The sequence below is a fragment of the Gordonibacter sp. RACS_AR68 genome (assembly GCF_030418485.1).
Taxonomy (GTDB): Bacteria; Actinomycetota; Coriobacteriia; order Coriobacteriales; family Eggerthellaceae; genus Gordonibacter; species Gordonibacter urolithinfaciens.
In genome coordinates, this window is sequence record NZ_JAIPUP010000002.1 from 166,137 (window position 1) to 187,813 (window position 21,677).

Sequence of the window (21,677 nt, forward strand, 5' to 3'; positions counted from 1 at the left end):
AACGGGGCGCCCCCGTTGCCGAGGGCGCCCCGCAATGCGCTGGTATAGACTCCAAGCAGGCTACATGCTGAACAGCCCGAACTGCGCGGCCACGTAGGCCACCAAGATCACCACCACCAGCACCGGCGCCACGAACTTGATCATGACCGTCCACGCCTTCTCGGCCTTGAACGGGCTCGACAGCTCCACTTCCTTCACGATGAGGCCCGGCTTCACGATCCAGCCGATGAACACGCACGTGAGCAGCGCCACGATGGGCATGAGCACCGAATTCGAGAAGAAGTCGAAGAAGTCCAGAAGCGTGGTGCCGGCGCCCAGCGGCTCGATGAACGACAGGCCGTTGTAGCCCAGGTTCACGAAGATGCCCGCCACCACGACCACGCCGATCACCGTGCCGAGCGCCTTCTTGCGCGACCAGCCCGCACCGTCCTGGATGATGGACACGCACGTCTCGGTGAGCGAGATGGCGCTGGTCAGCGCAGCGAACAGCACCAGCAGGAAGAACACGAAGCCCACGATCACGGCCGCATCCCCCATGCCGGCGAACACCCCCGGCAGCGTGATGAACATGAGCGACGGCCCCGCCGCGCCCGCGACGGCGTCGCCCGAGCCCATGGCCACGAACGCGGCCGGCACGATCATGAGGCCGGCCAAAAACGACACGCCCACGTCGAAGCAGCCGATGCGCGTGACGCTCTGCGTGAGGCTGGACTTGCGGTCGAGGTACGAACCGTACGTTATCATGATGCCCATGGCCAGCGACAGGCTGTAGAACATCTGCCCGAGCGCGCCGATGACCAGCTCCGGCGAGAACTTGCTGAAGTCGGGCACCAGGTAGTACAGCGCCCCCTCGGCCGCCCCCGGCTGCATGAGCGTGTAGGCCGCGATGGCAACGGCCATGACGATGAGCGCCGGCATCATGATGAGGTTCGCCTTCTCGATACCGCCCTTCACGCCCAGCGACACCACGATGAACACGATGGCCATGAACAGGAGCATCCACAGGAAGCTCTCCGTGTTGCTGGTGATGAAGCCCGAGAAGAAGTTCCCGCCGTCGGCCAGCGCCTCCGGCCCGTTGATCAGGTAGGCCGCCGCGTACTTCGTCACCCAGCCGCCGATGATGCAGTAGTACGGCGTGATGATGAACGGCACGGCCGAGGCCAGGATGCCGATGAACGCGTACTTCTTGCCGAACTGCTTGAACGCGCCGATGGCCGACTGCCCCGTCGTGCGCCCGAGCGCCGTCTCCAGCAGCAGCAGCGACACGCCGAACGTGAACACGAGCACCAGGTACGTGAGAAGGAACGTGCCGCCGCCATACTTCGCCGCCAGGTACGGAAAGCGCCACATGTTCCCCAGCCCCACGGCGGAAGCCGCGGCGGCCAGGATGAACGCCCATTTGCCCGACCAAGACGAGCGCGCGGGCGTGCCGGTAGAAGACATCGATAACCTCCGTTGTCGATCGATCAATGCAAGGGAACCCCCGGCGCGGACGCGTCCGCGGGAGGCCGGATACGGGCGCCGCCGAACATCCACCCTCTGCGCCGCGACCCAAATGCATCATTATAGCGGGAAAACCCCGCTTGGCGACCACGTTTTCGCAGAAGCGCGCTCATGGGCGACCAGGGTCGCGCGGCCCGACCCGCAGCGCGTCCGGTCGCGCGTCGTTACGGGCGGGATGCGCACCGGGCACCGTTCGTTGGCGGTTGTTGGTCGCGAGCCGATCGCGATGCTCTGCGCTGCATTATGGAGATCGCTCTGCCGTCGAAACGAGAGGATTCCACCCATGAACCATCCCGCTTGCCTTTCCCGCCGCACGTTCCTGGCGGGAAGCGCCGTGCTCGCCGCCACGGCCGGGCTCGGCCTGTTAGGCTGCTCGACCGCCGGCACGGACACGGCCGCACCGAACGCCGTTTCGAACGAGGACGAACCCGTGAACGCCTACTACGAGAACGCCGTAATCTATACAGTCGACGGTCAGGATCGCATGGCCGAAGCGCTGGCCGTCCGCGACGGGAAGATCGCCTTCGTCGGATCGTCGTCCGACGGGCAGCGTTACAAGGACACCGCCCAGAACGTGGTGGACCTCCAGGGCAGATTCGTGCTGCCGGGCCTCATCGAGGGCCACATCCATTCGGGATCGCCCGACTTCTTCGACTTCAGCCTCATCGGCCTCCCCACTGCCGACGACGAGCTGGCCGCCATCAAGAAATACGTCGACGCCCACCCCGAGAAGGACACGTATCTCGGCTTCGGCTACATGGCCAGCCTCTACCCCGGCGAAGAGCTTGAGCGCGGGCCCAAGAAGGAGCGCCTCGACGAGATCAGCCCCGACAAGCCGCTGCTCGTGTACTCGTTCGACGGACACGGCGCGTGGCTGAACTCGAAGGCGTTCGAGTACCTCGGCATCACGCCCGACACGCCCTCCACGCCCGGCGGCGAGATCTACAAGAACGAGGACGGCAGCCTATGGGGCACGCTGGCCGACTCCGCCATGTCGATGACCTCAAAATACCCCGTCAATCAGGAGAACGTGGCCGATGGGCTGGCGACGTTTCTGCAGGGCCTCAACGCGTTGGGCTACACGTCCATCTTCACGCCGCCCGGCAACGGTTTCTTTCCCGTGCCCTACGAGGGCTACCAGACGCTCGCGGACCGCGACGGGCTCACCATGCGCGTACGCGGCGCGGGCATCGTCACCAGCTGGCAGACCGACGAGGACCTGACCAAGCTCGAGGAGCTCAAGAAGAAGTACGACAGCGACGCGCTCAAGGTGATCGCCGGCAAGATATTCGTCGACGGCGTGATGGACAACGAGTCGGCCCTACTGTCCGAGCCCTACGCAGACAACCCGTCCAACTACGGCGAGACCGGCTGGGAGCAGAACCCCCTCAACCAGGCCGCCGCGGCCATCAACCGCGCGGGGATGCTCGCGCACATCCACGCCATCGGCGACGAGGCCGTGACGATGGGGCTCGACGCCATCGAGTACGCCGAGCAGAACGTGCCGGACGACGACGAGCGCAACGCCATCACCCACCTGCAGCTCGTGAAGGAAGACGACGTCCCGCGTTTCGCCGAGCTGGAGGTGACGGCCGTGGCCGACCCCTACTGGCACTTCAAGGAGCCGCAGTACTGGGAGTCGAAGGAAAGCCCCGCGCTCGGCGAGCGGGCCGAGAAGATGTACCCGATGAAGTCGTTCGTGGACGCGGGCGTGACGCTCGTCTCCGCCTCCGACTTCCCGGTGACCTCGAACCCCAACCCCTTCTATGCGATGCAGTTCGGCGTGACGCGCAACCTCGTGGACGGCAAGCCCTACGACGTGCCCGACATCACCGACATGGACGACCCCGCCTACCTGCTGTGGCCCGAGGAGCGCGTGGACATCAAGCGGATGATCCGCAGCTTCACCGCCGACGCCGCCTGGGCGCTGTCCCTCGACGGCGAGACGGGCAGCCTCGAGGAGGGCAAGGCGGCCGACTTCATCGTGGTGGATCAGAACGTCCTCGAGGCGAAACCGCTCGACATCAAGAACACGAAGGTGCTCGCCACGTACCTGCGCGGCGAGAAGGTATTCGACGCCGAAGAGGCCGCCAAGCAGCAGTCGTAAACGGAAGAGTTGGACGAAACGGGAGCGGCAGGTGGGGCGGGATACCCCGCCAGCCTTCCTCGCACGAGGCGCTGCGACCCACACATCGCAGCGCCTCGTTTCTCGCCGCACGCCGCAAAACCAAATCTGCGGTCTTGGTTGAGACGCTTGGGCGCCGGTGCGTTTTCCTCTATCATGGGCGAAGCTAACGTAGATATCTACGTGCTGATTTTTGCGTAGATATCTACGCATTTCCGCAGACCCTCCGAGGGCGCGGAAAACAACGATCACGACGCGAGGAGTACCATCTACCATGTGCGGAATCTGCGGATTCACCGGGGCCACCGAGGCCGACCTGCCCACCCTGAAGGCCATGTGCGACGTGATGGCCCACCGCGGGCCCGACGGCGAGGGGCAGTACCTTGACGACGGCATCGCGCTCGGGCACCGGAGGCTCTCGCTCATCGACCTCGAGGGCGGCAACCAGCCCATGGTGCGCGCCACCGGCGAGCACGCGGCCCGCATCACCTCCCCCGCGCTCATGCCGGACGGCACGCCCTGCGCGAGCCCCGAGGCGGCGGCCGCCAAGGGCGACTTCGCCATCGTGTTCAACGGCGAGATCTACAACTACCGCGACCTGCGCGCGGAGCTCGAGGCCGAGGGCTGGGCGTTCCAGACGAGCTCCGACACCGAGGTGCTGCTCACGGGCTACCTGGCCTGGGGCGAGGCGGTGCTCGACCGGCTGCGCGGCATGTTCGCGTTCGCCATCTGGAACCGGAAGTCCCGCGAGCTCTTCTGCGCGCGCGACTTCTTCGGCATCAAGCCGTTCTACTACACGGTGCAGCAGGGAGCTTCTGGCCCGCAGCTCATTTTCGCCTCGGAGATCAAGTGCATCCTCGAGCACCCCGCCTATCAGCGCGAGCTCAACGAGGCGGCGCTCGAGCAGTACCTGTGCTTCCAGTTCAGCGCGCTCGACGAGACCTTCTTCAAGGGCATCTTCAAGCTGCCCCCCGCCCACTGCATGACCGTGCGCGCGGACGGCACGACCGAGATGCGCCGCTACTGGCGGCCGGAGTACAACTTCGACGAGGGCCGCAGCCGCGAGGACACCGTGGAGGCCATCGACGCCGCCATGCGCGAGAGCGTGCGCTACCACAACGTGGCCGACGTGGAGGTGGGCTCGTTCCTGTCCTCGGGCATCGACTCCAGCTACATGGCCGCGTGCCTGGCCAAGGAGAACCCCGCCATCAAGACGTTCACCGTGGGCTTCGCCGAGTACGAGGGCGAGCGCGACGAGATATCCTGGGCGCGCGAGCTGGCCGACGAGCTGCACATCGAGAACAGCTCCAAGCACATCGGCGAGGAGGAGTACTGGGCGAGCCTGCCCCGCGTGCAGTGGCACATGGACGAGCCGTCCGCCGACCCGAGCGCCGTGGCGCTCTACTTCGTCGACCAGATCGCCGCCGAGCAGGTGAAGGCCGTGCTCTCCGGCGAGGGCGCCGACGAGTTCTTCGGCGGCTACCGCATCTACCAGACCCCGTTCGCCAACCAGAAGCTGTCGTGGGCACCGAAGGGCCTGCTCAAAGGCGCGTCGAAAGCGGCCCGCGCGCTCGGCGTGCGCGGCGCGAACTACCTTGAGCGCGCGAGCGAGACGCCCGAGGACTGGTACTACACCAACGCCAACGGCGTGGCATTCTCGCCCGCCGAGCGCGAGCGTCTGCGCACGGGCAAGCGCACCGACGCCGGGGCGCGCGTGCCGTCCCCGCAGGAGCTCATTGCGCCGGCATACGCCGAGGTCGCGGGCCTCGACGACACCACGCGCATGCAGTACGTCGACCTGTTCTTCTGGCTCGTGGGCGACATCCTGCTCAAGACCGACAAGATGTCGATGGCCCATTCGCTGGAGAGCCGCGTGCCGTTCCTCGACAAGCAGGTGTTCGACGTGTCGGCCACCATCCCCACCCGCCTCAAGGCGAACGACGAGCAGACGAAGCTCACGCTGCGCGAGGCCGCCGAGCGCGCCATCCCGAAGGATTGGGCGCAGAAGGAGAAGCTGGGCTTTCCCGTGCCCATGGTGAACTGGCTGCGCCAGGACCGCTACTACGACGAGATCAAGGAGTGGTTCACCGGCGACATCGCCCGCCAGTTCTTCAACACCGACGAGCTGGTGCGCCTCCTCGACGAGCACAAAGCCGGCGCCGACCGCTCCCGCAAGATATGGATCGTCTACATGTTCCTCATGTGGTACAAAATCTACTTCGTGGACCAGAAAGCGCCGGAGAAGCCGGCGGCGTAAACAAAAAAAACGAGAGGCAGAACGGAATACTCGTAGGGGCGGCCACCAGGCCGCCCCTACGAGTGAAAACCGAGGACCTAGCGCCTACGCTCCCGTAGGCGCCAAGTCCTCGGGGTCGAGGTCGAGGCCCTGTTGCTCGCGGCGCTTCGCGTCCGCGTCGAGGCGGGCGAGTTCTTCCCGCGACAAACCCTTCCACGCAGGCTCGATGCCGGCACGCTTCTCGGCGGCTTGCGCCAAGAGGCCGGGGATGATATACGCCGCCCAGCACGCCACGGCGCCCCACAGGTTCACGCCGAGGAAGTTCGCGTACGAGCCGCCGCCAATATCCATGAAGCCCAAGGCGGCCGGGGCCACGGTGTCTGCGATGCCCAGCACCATGCCAACCCAGAACGCCAGCTGGAAACCAACCTTCGTCGGCTTCACCACGCCGTGCAGCAGGAAGATAGGGCCGAGGCCCATGATCATGGTGCCCGAGATGGTAGTGGCCGTGATGATGTCGGCGCCCATGATCATGGGCAGGTTGCCCACGATGCCGAAGACAATCATGAAGATAATGCCGATGATGCGCGGGTTCATCTTGGGCGTCTTCCCCAAAATGCCCGGCAGGTCGCGCGCCGTGAGCTTCGCGAGCGAGCTGAACGTGGAGTCCAGCGTGGAGCCGGCCGTGGCTATCATGATGACGGCCATCATGAAGAACGCCATGATGCCCAAACTCTGCGCCACCACGACCGGCGCGCTGGAGCCGGCGATGCTCATGCCGTCGAGGTAGGCGTGCACGCCGATGAGCGAGAACAGCACGATGGCCACGAAGCCCAGAAGGCCGGCCACGGTGAAGCTCTTGAGCATCTTCTTCTCCTCGCAGATGAAGCCGCGGTCGGTGAGCACGGCGTCGTGGAAGCCGTACGACAGGCACTGCAGGCCCGCGCCGATGATGAAGTCCACGCCGCCGCCGAGCGTCCAGGTGCCGGACGTCGCGAAGTCGGCCAGGCTGTGCTGCGGAACCACCCACGCGAGCACGGCAATGAGCAGCACAGCGAAGAGGATGGCCTGCGCCACGTCGGTGATGATGGACCCGCGCATGCCGCCCCAGCAGCAGTAGCCCACGGTGATGGCGGTGAACAGCAGCGCCGCGATGATGAACGGCGCCGAGCCGGACGCGCCGTAGTACGCGCCCACGACCGATGTGTTCGACCACACCTCGTTGAACAGGCGCACCAGGATGGCTGCCGAGAAGCAGAACGCGGCCGCGATGCCGTAGTGCTCGGTGAGGAAGCTGATCATGCCCGTGGCCTTGAACTTGCGGCGCAGGCGGTACAGCGCCCAGCCGGTCAGCGGGATGCACAGCCAGTACATGGCGTAGCCGATACCGCCCACGATGCCGAAGTTCGCGCCCATGTTGGCTGCGTTCGTGACCGACTTCGCGAAGATCCACGCGATGAAGATGGATGCCGTGATCATCCACGGGTTGGCGGCGCGGCCCAACTTGTCCTCGCCCTTGAAGAACCCGCCCAGCGAGACGGTCTTCGGCGAGAGCAGGAACATCACGATGCCGTACACGATGAGAAACCCCCAGAAGAAGATCCCGGTTGTCGAATCCATGCGGTCGTCCCCTCACGTCCTGATTAACTTGATTGATGCCAGTAATAGATTATATCTACTAATATGGCATGTCAACTAAAAAGATGATCGTGCGGGGACGCGGCGTGCTGATCGAGTGGAGGCGCTGCGCGCATCCCCGGAAGGGGCCTTGGGCCGGCGCGGCGTGCAGGCCACGAGACGGCAGGCGGACGGGCAGCCCTGCGACGTCGGGGCTATTCCTGCACGATGGTGCCGCCGCAGCTCGAGCCGCTGCCGGCCGTGCAGGCGTAACAGTGGTTGCGGAAGCGGATGGGGCGTGCGAGGGGCAGCACAGGGTCGGCCGCGTAGTCGAAGACCGTGCGGTCACCGCCGTCCTCGCGGCGGACAGGCAGACCGAGCGCCTGGTTGAAGTCGCAGTCGTACACGCGCCCATCCCAGCCCACGGACAGCTGGTGGCGGCACATCATCCCGTCGCACGCCTGTTGGTTGAAGCCGTCTATGAGCAGGTTCAGGTAGCTGTCGAACGCGCCGGCGTCGATGAGATGCGCACCGTAGCGCCCGATGGGGTTGTTCGCGACGGCGAACAGGTGGTCGAACGACACGCCCAGCGCGGCCAGCCGACGCCGGTAGACGGCCTCCAGCTCGGCCTGGTCGGGCGGCAGAACGGGCCACTGGGGGTTGAACACCAAGTCCAGAACGTGCCGGCCATCGCGACCGTAGCCGCGGCCGTTCAGCTCGCGCAGCACCTCGATGCTCGGGTCGAACGTGCCGCCGCCGCGCTGCTGCTCGGCCTGCGCGTCGTGCACGTTGGGCAGCGAGGCCACCACCTCTACGCCCAGCCGGGCGTAGAGGTCCATGAGCGGCCGGTACGCCGGGTCGCGCAGGATGACGAGGTTCGTGCGCACCATGACGTGCGCCATGCTTGCCGCGCGTTCGACGAACCAGGCGAAGTCGGGGTGCATCTCGGGCGCGCCGCCCGTCACGTCAACCGTGTCGATTCCGGGGCGCGCGGCCACGGCCAGCACGGCCTCGAGCACGGCGCGGTCCATGGCCTCGGTACGGTGCGGGCCCGACTCCACGTGGCAGTGGGCGCAGGCCAGGTTGCAGCGGGCCGTGACGTTGACCTGGATCGTGGACGGCTCGCCCGCCGTGCGCAGGCAGGAGGCGTCGTCCACGACGTCCTCGAAGTACACGAGCCCGGCCAGCGCCAGCTCCACGTCGCCCTTCGTCGCATGCGCCCGAAGCGGCGGGGCGTCGGTGCGGGCGGAGGGGCCGCGGCTGAAGCCGCCGAGCAACGCGTCATCCAACCGGTCGTCCGCGCCGTCGACAATGCGGCCGCGGTACGACACGGCGGCCGGGCTGGCCGCCGGCCACAGCTCGTCGAACCAGGCCAGGTAGGCGTCGTGGTCGTAGCGCAGCGGCACGGCCTCCACAAAGAGGCCGTCGCGCTCGGCGCCGAACAGCGCATCCGGGTGCGGAGCGGCCGCCACGCGCACGGCCAGCCCGAAGTGCTGGCCGAAGAAATTCGGCAGGCCGGCCGCCCCGTTGTTCACCACGAGCCCGCGCGCAAGCGAGAGCGCCGCGGGCGCGCACGTGTGCGTGCAGGCCAGCACGTCCACGTCGTTGGCGGCCATCCACCGGTCGAGCTCGTCTTGCCGCAGCACGTCCTGCAGCGACTCGCGCGAGCAGGCCCAGCCGCCGATCAGCTGCTCGTCGCCGTGCGTGACGGCCACCTTGCGGCCCGCCACGCCCACCGTGCACGTGGCGGGCCGGCCCGCCAGCAGCTCCTTGAGCTCGGGATGGGCGTCCACGGCCTCGGACAGCTTTCGGTGGATGCGGTTCGAGCGGCTCACCGCATCGTCGCCCGTGCAGTCCGGGTAGGCGCATCCGCACCCCACGCCCACGTCCACCTGGCGGCGCAGCTCGGCCTCCACATTGCCCACGAGCGGCAGGTAGCGCGACGCCCGACGCTCCAAGGCGGCGAAGTTCTCGGCCGTCTTGTCGAACCAGTGCATGTCGCCGTTCAACACGACGCGCACGTCGCCCTGCTCGGCCGCCACCAGGCAGTCCACCGCGTCGAGCGCAAACGGGTTGCCGTACAGGCCGCCCACCACGTACAGTACGTCGCACGCAACCTCGGGATCGCCGGCGAAGGCGTCGGAGGCCAGGCGGTAGTCGACCGGGCAGACCCGGCCCGCGTCCTTGAACACCCGGCGCACCTGGCCGGGCACGGAGCATGACGACATGGATGCGCATCCTTTCTCGCTGCGGTTCTCGTTAATATAGGATTATATCCAATAATCGCGGAATGCCAGCAATAAGTTGGCGAAAGAGGGAGGCGCTCGGCTAGGCGAGCTTCGAGGCGTCCACCGCCACCAGATGGCCGTGCTCGTCCTCGAACACGCACAAGCTGCCGTCACGGCTCTCGTACAGGTTCCGAAACCGCGCGAACCGCTCGCGCCCCGGCTGCTCGGCGCGGCTGCCAGCCTCGTCGGGGACGACCCCGCCGCAGGCCGCCGGCTCGCCCGCCGCAGGAGCAGCCGTCGGCTCGGGCTCGGGCTCGGGCTCGGGCTCGGGCTCGGGCTCGGGCTCGGGCTCGGGCTCGGGCTCGGGCTCGGGCTCGGGCTCGGGCTCGGGCTCGGAAAAAGCCTCGCATGCCCTCTTCATCGCTGCAACGGCATCTTCCCCCGGCGTACCGGCGGGGGCGTCAGCAGCTCCATCAGCCCCTCCATCTGCGACAGCAATCCCTCCAAGAGGGGCCTCCGGGGGTAGGGCGGGTTCGAACAGCGCCTCTTCCTCGGTTTCCGTCGCCTCGTCGGCGCGCCCCTCGGAAGGCTCGGCCGCAACCGGGACGTCACCTATGCGGGGAATGCGCGGTAAATCGATGGGAAGCTCGGTGGTCGAGCGCGGCACGATGCGCGAGGGAGGCTCTTGCGGGTCGAAGGCAGCGGCCTCGTCAGGCATCTTCGACCGGAAGGGGGCGCCGCCTTCGTCATCGAGCCTTCTGGACGCCTCCATCAGCTCTTCCAAAGACAGGCCGCCGTCGGCCATCCCAGATTCGGGTCTCTCGATGCAGATCGAGAACGTTCCCGGGAGCTCGATCGGCTGTGTCTCGCCGTCGGACTCGCAGGCCGCGCGGGCGGGCTCGTCCGCGCGGCCAGCCTCGCCGCGCGAAGCGGATGGCGAGGGGCTCGCGGCGCCGGAGCCAACCGGTGCGCGCGATGCATCGATAGCCGCCTGGGCGAGGCCGCCCTCCACGATCTTCACACCCGATGCCATCACGCGGCTCTCGGGCGGCGCAGGATCGATGCCCAGGCGCGTGGCCAGCGACAGGTTCGATTGGGCGATAGACACCAGCTCGGCGCCCAACTCGGCCTCAGCCGCCCCCTTGCCCTGGAGCTGCTTGCCAATTTCGAGCACGCGCCCCCAGGATATCGCGTCCAGATCCTCTTTCAACGACGCGACCTTGTCAGCCTCGCGGGCGATGCGCTTCTCTGGCGTGTTACCGAACAGCATGGCTTCCTTTTTTGCAAGCGGTGGATTGTACCGACGTTTGACCAGTATAGCACGCAACTCAAACCGGCAAAGCCCCCCTTGCTTTATCCTTGGCAGCCAACGAGCCGCGGTTGAGGGCCCCGGAAGGAGCGCTGCAGCACCGGATAGGCGGCACGCGCGCCGCAACGCGACCGCGCCAAGCAGGACGCGGCACAACACGGGCAGCGGCCCGAGCTGCCCGGATCGGACGCTAGTAGATCACGCGCCAGAACACGAGGCCCTGAGCGGGGGCGTTCTCGCCAGCCGCCTGCCGGTCGCGCGCTTCCAGCACCTCGCCCACCCATGACGAGGGTCGCTGGCCCTTCCCCACCATCACGAGCGTGCCCACGATGGTGCGCACCATGGAGTGCAGGAAGGCGTTGCCCACCACCTTGATGGCCAGGATGTTCTCGCCGAGCACCGTCTCGGGGTGGAACGATATCTCGCGCACGTTGCGGTTCGTGGGCTTGCCCACGGCCGACGCCGCCATGCAGAAGCTCTTGAAGTCGTGCTCTCCCAGCAGGTGCTGGGCGCCGGCCTCCATGGCCGACACGTCCAAACCGCCCGGCACGAACCACGAGAAGTCCTTCATGAAGATGGGCGCCGTGCTGTCCACGCACAGATGGTAGTGGTACTCGCGCGCCTGGGCGTCGAAGCGGGCCGAGAAGCCCTTCTGCTTCGGCTCCACCTCGCGCACCGTGATGGCGTCGTTCGTGAGCGCGTTGAGCGAGCGGCGCAAAGAGGGCAGCGACCGCCCGGCAAGGTCCACGTCGTCAACGTCGAAGCTCACCACCTGGCCGAGCGCGTGCACGCCCGCGTCGGTGCGGCCGGCGCACGTCGTGTCGATGGGCCGGCGGAACAAGAGCTCGAGAGCCGCCTCCACGTCGCCCTGAACGGTGAGCTGGCCGGGCTGCCGGGCGAACCCGGAGAAGGGCGCGCCGTTGTACGAGAGGGTGAGCGCGAGGGTGTGCTCGCGCACGGGGCGCTCTCCATCGGCGGCGGCAGGAGCTCCCACAGCGGATCCGGCGGGGCGCGGTTCGGTATGTCGAATAGTCTGAGTCATGATGCGCTCCATCTTAAACGAAACCGGCCGCCCTGCGAAGCGCGGCCGGTTTCCGCTTGCCAAACTGTAATGAAACGCCGAGGCGCGCAGCCCTCCCGCTACGACGCGCGGCTCCACACCGGGCGGCCGAACAGGTCCTGGATCTCCGAGAGCATGATCTGCGAGCGGGCATCCACCGTCACCGGCAGCTCGGCGCGGAACTTGCGGCCGTCGCCCTGACTCACGAACAGCACCACGCCGTCGCGGCCGGGATAGGACTTCAGGATGCGGTTCAAGCGCTGCGACGTGGCCTGGTTGAAGTCCGCGGACGACACCTTCAGCTCCAGGTGCGAGGGACGCGCGTCGGCCTCGTTCAGCTCGATAGCCTCCACCTCGAACGCCATGATCTGGTTGCCGCGGTCGCTGTGCTCGAACTTGCCCTTGATCTTGACGATGGCATCCTCCTGGATGGCCTCGGCGTTCTCGTCGTACTTGAAGCAGATGCACTCGATGTGCCCCGTCGTGTCCTCCAGCGTGAACGTGGCCATCTTCGTGCCGCGCTTCGTCAGCTTCGTCACCACGGTGGATATCATGCCCACGAACGTGGCGGACTTGATCTCCTTCGTGCGCTCGGCCAAGTCGCCCAGCTGGAACTTCGTCATGCGGGCGATGGTGCCCTCGTACGGGCGCAGGGGGTGGTCCGAGACGTAGATCTTCATGATCTCCTTCTCGTAGGACAGCAGCTGGCGCTTGGGCCACTCCACGCCGTCGGGCTCGGGCACCTCTTCCTCGAACCCGGAGTCGGGATCGTCGCCGAACAGGTCGAACATGGACACCTGCCCGCGGTCGCGGTCCTTCTGGCGCTTCGACGCGCTCTCTAGAAGCGGCGTCTCGTCCACGAAGTACATGAGCTGCTTGCGCGTGTAGCCCGTGGAGTCGAACGCCCCGCCCTTGATGAGCGCCTCGAGCGTCTTGCGGTTGTAGCACTTCGCGTCCAAGCGGTTCACGAAGTCGTGCAGGCTCGTGTACGGGCCGTTGGCCTCGCGCTCCTCGATGATGGCCTCGGCTACGTTCGCGCCCACGCCGCGCACGCCCACCAGGCCGAAGCGGATGCCGTCGTCGGTAGGCGTGAACTCCGCGTTCGAGGAGTTGATATCGGGCGGCAGCACGGGCGTGCCGTTGTGGTTGCAGCTGGCAATGTAGCGGATCAGGCGGTCGGTGTTGCCCATGTAGGACGACAGCACGGCTGCCATGAAGTCGTTCGGGTAGTGCGCCTTCAAATACGCCGTGCGCATGACCAGGATGGCGTAGGCCGCCGAGTGCGATTTATTGAACGCGTACTTCGCGAACTTCTCGGCGTCCTCCCAGATCTGCTTGGCAATAGCAAGCGAGAAGCCGTTCTCCACGGCGCCGTTGTTCCAGTCCTCCTGCAGGGCGCGCATGACGTCGAGCTTCTTCTTGCCCATGGCCTTGCGCAGCTTGTCGGCCTTGCCGGCGGAGAAGCCGCTCATGGCCATGGAGATCTGCATGATCTGCTCTTGGTAGACCATGGTGCCGTACGTCTCCTCCAAAATGGGGCGGAGGCGTTCGTCATAGTAGTGGATCTGCGTCTTGCCGCTGGCCACCTTCACGTAGTCGTCCACCATGCCGGACTCGAGCGGGCCCGGGCGGTTGAGCGCGATGGAGGCGACGATGTCGGAGAAGCGCGTGGGAGGCAGGCGCGCGAACAGGCTCACGTACAGGGCGCCCTCAACCTGGAACAGGCCGTCCATGTTGCCGGACTGCATGAGCTTGAACGCGGCCTCGTCGTCGACGGGAATCTCCTCGGGCACGACCTTCGTGCCGAAGCGCTGCTCGATGTTGCGGCACGCGATGGTGAGCACGTCGAGCGTGCGCAGGCCCAAGAAGTCCATTTTCAGCAGGCCGAGCTCCGGCGTGTAATGTCCGTCGTACTGGGTGATGATGCCGCCGCCCTTGGTGTCGCGCTTCATGGGCACGTGGTCGGCCATGGGGTCGCGGCAGATGATGGTGGCGCAGGCGTGCACGCCCTCGCCGCGCACGTGCCCCTCGATGGACTTCGCGGCGTCGATGACGGCCTTCACGTCCTCCTCGGTCTCGTATGCCTTCTTGAGGTCGGGGTTCGTGGCAAGCGCCTTGTCGATGGTGATGCCCAGCTCGTCGCCGATCAGCTTGCAGATGCGGTCGCCGGTGCTGTACGGGTAGTCCAGCACGCGCGCGGCGTCGCGCACGGCGTTCTTCGCCTGCAGCGTGCCGAACGTGATGACCTGGGACACGTGGTCCTCGCCGTACACGTCCTTGATGTGGTTGATAACCTCTTCGCGGCGTCCCTGCTCGAAGTCGACGTCGATATCGGGCATCTCCACGCGCTCGGGCGACAGGAAGCGCTCGAACAGCAGGCCGTTGGACAGCGGGTCGAGCGCGGTGATGTCCATGGCGTACGCCACGATGGCGCCTGCGGCCGAGCCGCGGCCCGGGCCCACGCCGATGCCCTGGCTGCGCGCCCACTCGATGTACTCCTGCACGATGAGGAAGTACGCCGGGAAGCCCTGCTGGATGATGATGCCCATCTCGTAGTCGGCGCGCTCCTGCGCCTCCTGCGGCACCGGGCTGCCATAGTGCTTGACCAGGCCCTCCTGCACGCGGCGACGGAAGTAGCTCTCCTCCGTTTCGCCCTCGGGCAAGGGGAACCTCGGAAGGATGGAATCGCGCTCCAGCACCACGTCCACCTTCTCGGCTACCTCCACCGTGGTGTCGCAGGCCTCGGGGAAGTCCTTCAACGCGGTGCGCATCTCCTCCTCGGTCTTCATGTAGAACTCGTCGTTCTCGAAGCGCATGCGCTTCTCGTCGCTCACGGCGGCGCCCTGGGCCACGCACAGCATGTAGTCCTGGGCCTTCGCGTCTTCCTTCGTGAGGTAGTGGAAGTCGTTCGTGGCGATGGTCTTCAGGCCGGCGGCCTTGGCCACGTCGGCGAGCATGTGGTTGAGCTCGGTCTGCGTGAAGCCGGCGTCGGTGCGGATGCCCTGGTTCTGCAGCTCGATGTAGAAGTCGCCTGGCTCGAAGCAGCTGGCGAACTTGTTGGCCCACGCCACGGCGTCGTCGAACTGGCGGTTGTCGAGCAGCTTCGGGATGATGCCGGCGATGCAGGCCGACGAGCCGATGATGCCCTTGCCGTACTTCTGCAGCATGGAGAACGTGGTGCGGGGCTTGTAGTAGAAGTTGTCGACGTGCGATTCGCTGACCAATTTCACCAGGTTGTGGTAGCCCTCGTTCGTCTTGGCCAGAAGCAGCAGGTGGTAGAGCTTCGGCTTGCCGTCGCGCTTGAGCTCCTCGTCGGTGGTGAAGTACACCTCGCAGCCGTAGATGGGCTTGACGCGCTTGCCGGTCTCCTCCTCTACCTTGTCGCACATCTCGCACAGCTGCGGCACGCCCGACATCACGCCGTGGTCGGAGATGGCCACGGCCGGCATGCCGAGGTCGGCTGCGCGCTTGACCATGTCGTAAATGTGCGTATGGCCGTCGAGCAGGGAATATTCAGTGTGGTTGTGCAGGTGGACGAATGCCATATCTTGTGCCTCTAATCAGTCAGAAATGCGCTTGGTGGTGTGTTCTGGATGCGTGCGCAGCGTGTCATGGTGTCGTTGCCATTCTAGCAGCATTGGCCGACGGGCGCCGCCCACAAACAGCGAACAAACGATGGTTTTTGCGCGAACGCGGGAACGTAGAGGAAGCGGGAACAGCCGAAGGAACGCGCGGCGGTCGAACGCGAGCATCCGTGGACCGTGGGCAGAGAAACGGAGCGGGACGGGGAATGAGACGATTACCCCGTCCCTTTGTCTCACGTCCCTTTGTCTCATTCCTCGACGATGATGTTGTAGGGAACCTCTTGGTCGCCCAGCTTGAAGAGCAGGCGGTAGGTGCCTGCGGAGGTGCCATCGGGGACGGTGACGGTGATTTTGTCGGTGTCGACAGCCGCCGTCAAACCGACGGTGTTCTCGTAACCTGCATCAGTCTTCTTCTGAGTGCCCACTGTGATTGCCTCGCCATCCGATGCCTTGTAGTTGGCCGTGAAGGAAAGCGTGCTTCCCGGCTTCACGATGCGGCTCGAGCCCGCGTCAAGGGTCACGGACAAGCTGTACGATGGATTCTCCGAGACGGTGTAGTAGGCTACCTTCGCAGGGAGAGAAGCCGCATCGCCCGCGTTCGCGCCCGTAGGGAGCACCTGAGCGGAAAGCGTGTGCTCGCCACTCGTGAGGCCAGTCGTATTCGTCGTGTCCATTACGAATGACGTCGCGCTGCCAAGTGGGATGGACACCTTGCCGTTGACAGGGTAATACTCAGCTTCGCCAACCCTGAACACCGTGCCCTCGGGGAACCCTTCCGAGTCGCCCGAAGAGAGTACCACCGCCGTCCCATTGGCGAAGCGCGTGTCGCTGCCCAGCTGCAAGCCTACCGCAAACCCATGCGTCCCTCGAGACAACCCGCCGACACCGCTGATCGAAGCCGTAGCAACAGAATTGTTCAGCGTGAAATCAGCGCCTGTGCTGTCGGCGCTCGTATCGGCGCGCAAACGAAGGCTGTACTTGTCCAACTCAAGCTGCGAGGATGCCCGCCCGAAGTCAAAGACCACCGTTACATCGCCGTTGAGGGTCCCCGACAAATTCGCATTACCGCCCATGGAGGCAAAGCTGTCCAGCAAGATTTTATTGTCCCCTTCCGCACCCGTCGCCTGGTAATGGTAAAAAGATGAGCCACTGAGCAGCGTGAACTCCGTGCCAGACGGCAGCGCAACCGAGCCACCGCCGTCTTTTTGCAGCTCGAGCCACGAGCCCTTGACCTGGAGGCTCGCCAGCGTGAACACCGCTGTCGCGGCGCTGTACTGCGAAATCGCCAAATCACTCTTGGTATTCTGCAAGTCATACTGCCTGCCCGGTCCGGCTTCGACCCCAGATACGGCTGACTCCTTCCAATGAATCCTGAGGGTAACTTGCACCGAACTGGCAACACCTGTCTCCTTAAGCTCAAGCATCACGATATCCGGAGCTTCCTTCGAGGCAAACCCTTCTGCGTTTCTCAAAGTGAATTCAATGGGTGCCTCGTGGCGACTGTCAGTGACGCCGATGGGTACAGACTCTGACGCGAACGATGCAAGATCATAAGGCGAGCTCATGAGTCCTGTCGACTGCCATCCATTACTTTTTACCGGCTGCATGGAGATCGAGAATTGACCGTCTGTTAGCGCGGCGCCCTCTTTTACGAGACCAGTATTCCCTGCTCCAACCCCCGTCAACGACAGCTCCCGACTGGAACCTGACGGAATGATGATCTTTCCGGTGTAGCTTCCTGCCTGTGTGGCATACAGATCCGCTTCCAACTCCGAAAGGCTGGTGGTTCGCGTGACGATCTGGATGTTCACCGTCGTGGTTTCCGTCGCGCCGTTCCCAAGCGCGCGCTCAAGCACCACCATCACTGTTCCCGCATCGCGGCTTGCCGTGATCCCATCGTTGCGGTAGGTGAGGTAGAACTCGATTTGGGGAATGGTGCCGACACCAGAAACCTTTTGCCCGATTTGGCTGTTGGCCAAGCTTCCGGTGACCACTTTGCCCGAATCGCCCGAGACCGACTCAAATCCACTGCCTGCTTTCATGAATAGGCCGAACGTGTTCAGAGGGCTGTTCGACATGGCAGTTTTCGCGCTGTTGGCGCTCGATTCGTCTGGCTCCCAAGCGGCGCTTTGCTCCTGGCCATCTATTGCAGCGTCCGTCAACGAAAGCCCGGAGCCAACGTCGACGCTTTTCACCATGTAGGTCGAACCATTATCGGCAGGAGGAAGCTCGATGACGCCCTTCGCTACCGCGTACCCGTCGTTGCCAAAACCAATATCGCTCGACTCGAGCGTACGGGCGGTCAGCACCGCTTCGCGAACCGCGTTGCTACCGCCCGATCCGGCCACTTTCCAGTATCGATACGAGAGAGTTGCGTTCCCCACATTTGTGAACGAAATCGTCGTATTGTCTTTACCAACGAATCCTCCATCCGTATCGCCAATCGCAGCGTAGACGTAGCCGTCTGCGGCGTTGCCGGCAAGCAGGCGCGTATAGCCCTTCACAGGGCCGTAAACGGTCGAACCCTTTTCGTTGGTATAGGCAACGCGCAGGAGAGTGCCGGTGTCCAGCAGCAGAGTGCTTTTGGGGCTGCTCTCAACAGCCTCTTTTCCGTCCGCATCCACGCTGCGGAAAGCGGCCAACTCCATGGCGGGGGAATTCAAGATGAGCGTGCTTGCGCCTTGGAGGACAAGGCCGTTGCCCAAATCGCCTAAACCGGCCGCCTTTTCGTGATCGCCGATGCGATTGAGGGAGTACTTCGCCGTTTGATTGGCATTGGCCACGTCGGACTGGCCGATCAACTGCACGTGGGAGTTCAGGATCACCACACGGTCGGCACGCTGGATGGAATCGAGGGTGCGCGTGGCCCCCGTCACCGTGCCACCGTCCAAGACCGCTTCGCCGTAGTTTTCGAGGGTGACTAAGCGGGTGCTACCAGCATCGCAGGAGGCACCGCTGCCGAACACGCCTCCCCCAAGTTTCATGGTCGTACCGGAAGCGTTATTGGAAGTGTCGTAATCGCCCCCGTCGATGTACACATGCGAGGTGCCCTTCACGGTGATGGCATTGTAGTCCTTTCCGTCACCGCCGTAATCGCCTCCCGCGTAGACCGATTTTCCAACGGATAAAGACGAAGCTTTCAGATTGGGCTTCTTATCAGAATGCGTCTGGTAATACTTGCACTTACCCAAAGCGCCTGTTCCGATATGCAGGTGGGTGGAGCCGTTGACGATGCCCCTATAGCCACCGCCGAACACGTTGCCGTCCACGATGCCCCCCACCAAGTTGGTGATCACCAGATCGGGAAGGCTGCCGTTGTCAGCCCCGTCGTTGCTGAGCTCGCTGCCGCCGTACACGTTGCCGCGCACCCAGCCGCCCGTCATATTGACGGTGGAGCCGCCCAGCACCAATATCTGATCTGGCTCGCCGTAGGCGCCGCCGAACACCGACCCTTTCACTGTGCCGTTCTGCACGTTCACGGTTGCGGATCCTTTGACCTCGCCCTTCTCTCCGCCGCCGTAGACGTTGCCCTCCACGGTGCCGCCGGAGATGGTGACGGAACTTGAGCCCTCGATGTCGGCGATCTGGCCGCCGCCGTAGACATTGCCGTGCACGGTGCCGCCGGCGATGTTGACTTCGACCTTCGAGTCTTTGGTCACGCGGGCGCACTGCTCGTAGCCTTCGGCGGCAATGCCCTTGCCGCCTCCGTAGACGTTGCCGGTGACCGTCCCACCTTCCATGTTGATGGTCACATTGCCGTCCAGGTAGGCGTTGGCCTTTGTCCCTTCATATTTCGTTGATCCTGAATAACCCTCACCGCTCGCGTAGATGTTCGCGACTACGGCATTACCCGAGACGGTAATAGTCTCGTTTCCCGAGAAGCTTCCGAATTTTTCAACAACCTCCCACTCGGATTGACTGGGATTGAGGGTCGTCTCCCACCCTTTGCCAGCAGCAAAAAGGTCAGTGACCTCGCCATGGTCTGTCACTGACACCTTCGCTTCGGAACCTGCGAGCACGTATGCAGCAGAGCCGGAGCCATAGAGCCTCTTCACTTTCCCGCCCGAGACATTCACATCAAGCTTGCCGGAGAAAGTGGGGGCGCTCGTATTTCTGCCGGAACCTGCGCAATAGAGGTTATCGACCTCGCCGCCTTCGACCCGGATCTTTGTGCTGCCGGAATACGGGGGATAAACGTCGTTGAATCCTTGATTCCCGCCAAGGAGCGTTTCAACTTTCCCACCTTTGACGTTAATGTCCACGTTGGCGTTCTCGATAGCGCCATTGGCACTACCTGCCACAAGCAAATCGACCGCTGCGCTGCCCTCCACGGTGACGAACGACGATCTTCCAGAGCAGTTAATTCCCGCACTCTGGCTTCTAATGTAGCCGTTGATGCGCACATAGCGTCCGCTTTTCACTGTGATATTCGCAGATGCGCTGTCGCTGCCAAAAGTGCTATTGCCGTAACCGTAAAGGTAAAGCTTGGGCGAAGTCGGTTTTGTGTTGACGCTCTCGCCGATGGTGAGGTTGAACCCGTTCGCGTATATGTGGTTGCATTGCAGCTCGATCGATTCGAAGAGAATATCGTCGTGAAGATACAAAGGATAATCGTTTGCCGTTGTCGTCGGCTCGTCATATGCGAAAGTTCCCCCCGTAAGGGTGGCCGGCACGGGATGGTCTCCGAAGATGCCTTCTTTGCTGTCCTGATTTTCTAACTGCACCGAGCGCTTGTACTCCCCGACGATAACGATGCGGTTGGTTTCGACCGAGCCGCCTTCGGCTTTCGGAGTCAGCTTCCCTGCGGCTGCTTCGAGGGTCTTCGCCGCTGTATCCGTGCTCGCCCCATCGTTTCCATCGTCGCCGTTCGTCTGATCCACGTAGACGGTTTTCACGTCGGCGGATGGGGCGGGCTCGGCGAGGAGCGCAAGCGGCTCGGCGGCGTTCCAAACGGAGTAAAGGGGCACGCGGTCGCCATCGTTCGCCGGGAGGGGGTCGCCGGGAGCGAGGACGGGTGCGGACTCGTCGCCGGGGGCCTGCGTCCAGCCGGCGAACGACTCGCCCTCGTGCGCGGCCAGCGTGTCTTCGGGCGGCTCTGGCAGCGTCAGCTGCCCGCCGGCCAGAGGAAGCTCCAGCTCAACCGCATCGTCGAGCACCACCGTGGCCGTCGCGCCGGCCTGCTGGAAGCCGGCGGAGAGCACCGCCTGCAAAAACGTCGCGTTATCGTCCGAGCAGACCACCATGCCGTCCTGGCCGGGGCCGAAGAGCGTCTCGGGGCTCGCAATCTCCTGCTGCGCGATCTGCTCCACCGCGTAGCCGCCCTCCGACGGGACCTCGACGGGCCCGGGCGCGTCCTGCAGCTCAGGCGCGTCGACCTGCGCAGGCGCGGGCGACTCGGCTTCGGGGGCCTCGGGCTCGGGAGCAGCACCGTCTGTCAACGGGGCGTCGGCGGCGGGATCCTCGGCCGGCTCGTCAGCGACAGACTCGGGGTCGGGCACCGGTTCCGGCTCGGCCTCGGGGGCGGCCTGCGCCTGCGCCGGGCGCACCACCTCACCCGACACGAACAGGTTGCGGATGACGGAGAAATGCGCCGACGACTCGGAGCCCTCCTCCGAGAAGGCGCGCTCGCCGAAGCCGACGATGCTGCCCGGCAGCGTCAGGCTGCCTCCCAGCTCGCCCAACCCGTAGAACAGGCACGCGCCCACATACGTGACGCACTCCTCGATCTCGAGCGCGCGGATCTCGGGCGCATAGCCTTTGAACGGGGCGGTCTCGGCCGTGAAGTCGTCTGTGTCGCCGGTGCCGGAGAGGGTGAGCACGCCGTCGGAGATCTCGGCGGTGACGTTGGTTCCCACCTGGATGGTCACGGGGGTGCCGCTCGTCGCGTAGGCGACGAAGGTCCCGCTGTTCATCTGGCCCAACACCAGGCAGAGCGCCACCAGCACGGCAAGGGCGCGCCGCGGCACGCCGGCGCGCTTAGCCCTCTTGTTCCGAACCTCTATATTCATGGCAACT

9 protein-coding genes are annotated in these 21,677 nt (G+C 64.8%); 2 read left to right on the forward strand and 7 right to left on the reverse strand.

Annotated features, from left to right (window positions below; translation table 11 throughout):
* Positions 1–60: 60 nt before the first annotated feature.
* Complete coding sequence (locus tag K9U15_RS05480; protein WP_123673660.1) at positions 61–1,443, reverse strand: sodium-dependent transporter; 1,383 nt, start codon at positions 1,441–1,443, stop codon at positions 61–63.
* A 343-nt stretch (positions 1,444–1,786) separates the two neighbouring features.
* Between K9U15_RS05480 and K9U15_RS05485 the strand changes: the two genes are divergently transcribed.
* Both K9U15_RS05485 and asnB read left to right on the forward strand, forming a co-directional pair.
* Positions 1,787–3,610, forward strand: a complete 1,824-nt coding sequence (locus K9U15_RS05485; protein WP_301155735.1) for an amidohydrolase family protein — start codon at positions 1,787–1,789, stop codon at positions 3,608–3,610.
* 292 nt (positions 3,611–3,902) lie between these two features.
* Positions 3,903–5,885, forward strand: a complete 1,983-nt coding sequence (gene asnB, locus K9U15_RS05490) for an asparagine synthase (glutamine-hydrolyzing) (protein WP_301155736.1) — start codon at positions 3,903–3,905, stop codon at positions 5,883–5,885.
* Between the two features lie 84 nt (positions 5,886–5,969).
* On the opposite strand, the gene K9U15_RS05495 is transcribed toward asnB, so the two are convergent.
* The 6 genes from K9U15_RS05495 to K9U15_RS05520 all read right to left on the reverse strand — a co-directional run bounded on the left by K9U15_RS05495 (position 5,970) and on the right by K9U15_RS05520 (position 21,670).
* Positions 5,970–7,484 carry a hypothetical protein gene (locus tag K9U15_RS05495; RefSeq protein WP_206613329.1) on the reverse strand — a complete coding sequence of 505 codons (1,515 nt, stop codon included), beginning with the start codon at positions 7,482–7,484 and terminating at the stop codon, positions 5,970–5,972.
* Positions 7,485–7,696: 212 nt separating this feature from the next.
* On the reverse strand, positions 7,697–9,709 hold the full coding sequence (arsS, locus tag K9U15_RS05500; RefSeq protein ID WP_197702188.1) for an arsenosugar biosynthesis radical SAM (seleno)protein ArsS: 2,013 nt from the start codon (positions 9,707–9,709) through the stop codon (positions 7,697–7,699).
* 100 nt (positions 9,710–9,809) lie between these two features.
* Complete coding sequence (locus K9U15_RS05505; RefSeq protein ID WP_301155737.1) at positions 9,810–10,979, reverse strand: hypothetical protein; 1,170 nt, start codon at positions 10,977–10,979, stop codon at positions 9,810–9,812.
* A gap of 229 nt (positions 10,980–11,208) precedes the next feature.
* On the reverse strand, positions 11,209–12,060 hold the full coding sequence (gene truA, locus K9U15_RS05510; protein ID WP_096228102.1) for a tRNA pseudouridine(38-40) synthase TruA: 852 nt from the start codon (positions 12,058–12,060) through the stop codon (positions 11,209–11,211).
* Positions 12,061–12,158: 98 nt separating this feature from the next.
* Entirely contained in the window at positions 12,159–15,623 is a 3,465-nt protein-coding gene (gene dnaE, locus K9U15_RS05515) for a DNA polymerase III subunit alpha (RefSeq protein ID WP_301155738.1), read from the reverse strand.
* A gap of 287 nt (positions 15,624–15,910) precedes the next feature.
* On the reverse strand, positions 15,911–21,670 hold the full coding sequence (locus tag K9U15_RS05520) for a hypothetical protein (RefSeq protein WP_301155739.1): 5,760 nt from the start codon (positions 21,668–21,670) through the stop codon (positions 15,911–15,913).
* Positions 21,671–21,677 lie beyond the last annotated feature (7 nt).

What these genes read in the sequence shown, in the direction of transcription:
- asnB (WP_301155736.1), top strand. Translation starts at nt 3,903, where the DNA reads ATGTGCGGAATCTGCGGATTCACCGGGGCCACCGAGGCCGACCTGCCC.
- K9U15_RS05495 (WP_206613329.1), bottom strand. Translation starts at nt 7,484, where the DNA reads ATGGATTCGACAACCGGGATCTTCTTCTGGGGGTTTCTCATCGTGTAC.
- K9U15_RS05520 (WP_301155739.1), bottom strand. Translation starts at nt 21,670, where the DNA reads ATGAATATAGAGGTTCGGAACAAGAGGGCTAAGCGCGCCGGCGTGCCG.
- K9U15_RS05505 (WP_301155737.1), bottom strand. Translation starts at nt 10,979, where the DNA reads ATGCTGTTCGGTAACACGCCAGAGAAGCGCATCGCCCGCGAGGCTGAC.
- K9U15_RS05485 (WP_301155735.1), top strand. Translation starts at nt 1,787, where the DNA reads ATGAACCATCCCGCTTGCCTTTCCCGCCGCACGTTCCTGGCGGGAAGC.
- truA (WP_096228102.1), bottom strand. Translation starts at nt 12,060, where the DNA reads ATGACTCAGACTATTCGACATACCGAACCGCGCCCCGCCGGATCCGCT.
- dnaE (WP_301155738.1), bottom strand. Translation starts at nt 15,623, where the DNA reads ATGGCATTCGTCCACCTGCACAACCACACTGAATATTCCCTGCTCGAC.
- K9U15_RS05480 (WP_123673660.1), bottom strand. Translation starts at nt 1,443, where the DNA reads ATGTCTTCTACCGGCACGCCCGCGCGCTCGTCTTGGTCGGGCAAATGG.
- arsS (WP_197702188.1), bottom strand. Translation starts at nt 9,709, where the DNA reads ATGTCGTCATGCTCCGTGCCCGGCCAGGTGCGCCGGGTGTTCAAGGAC.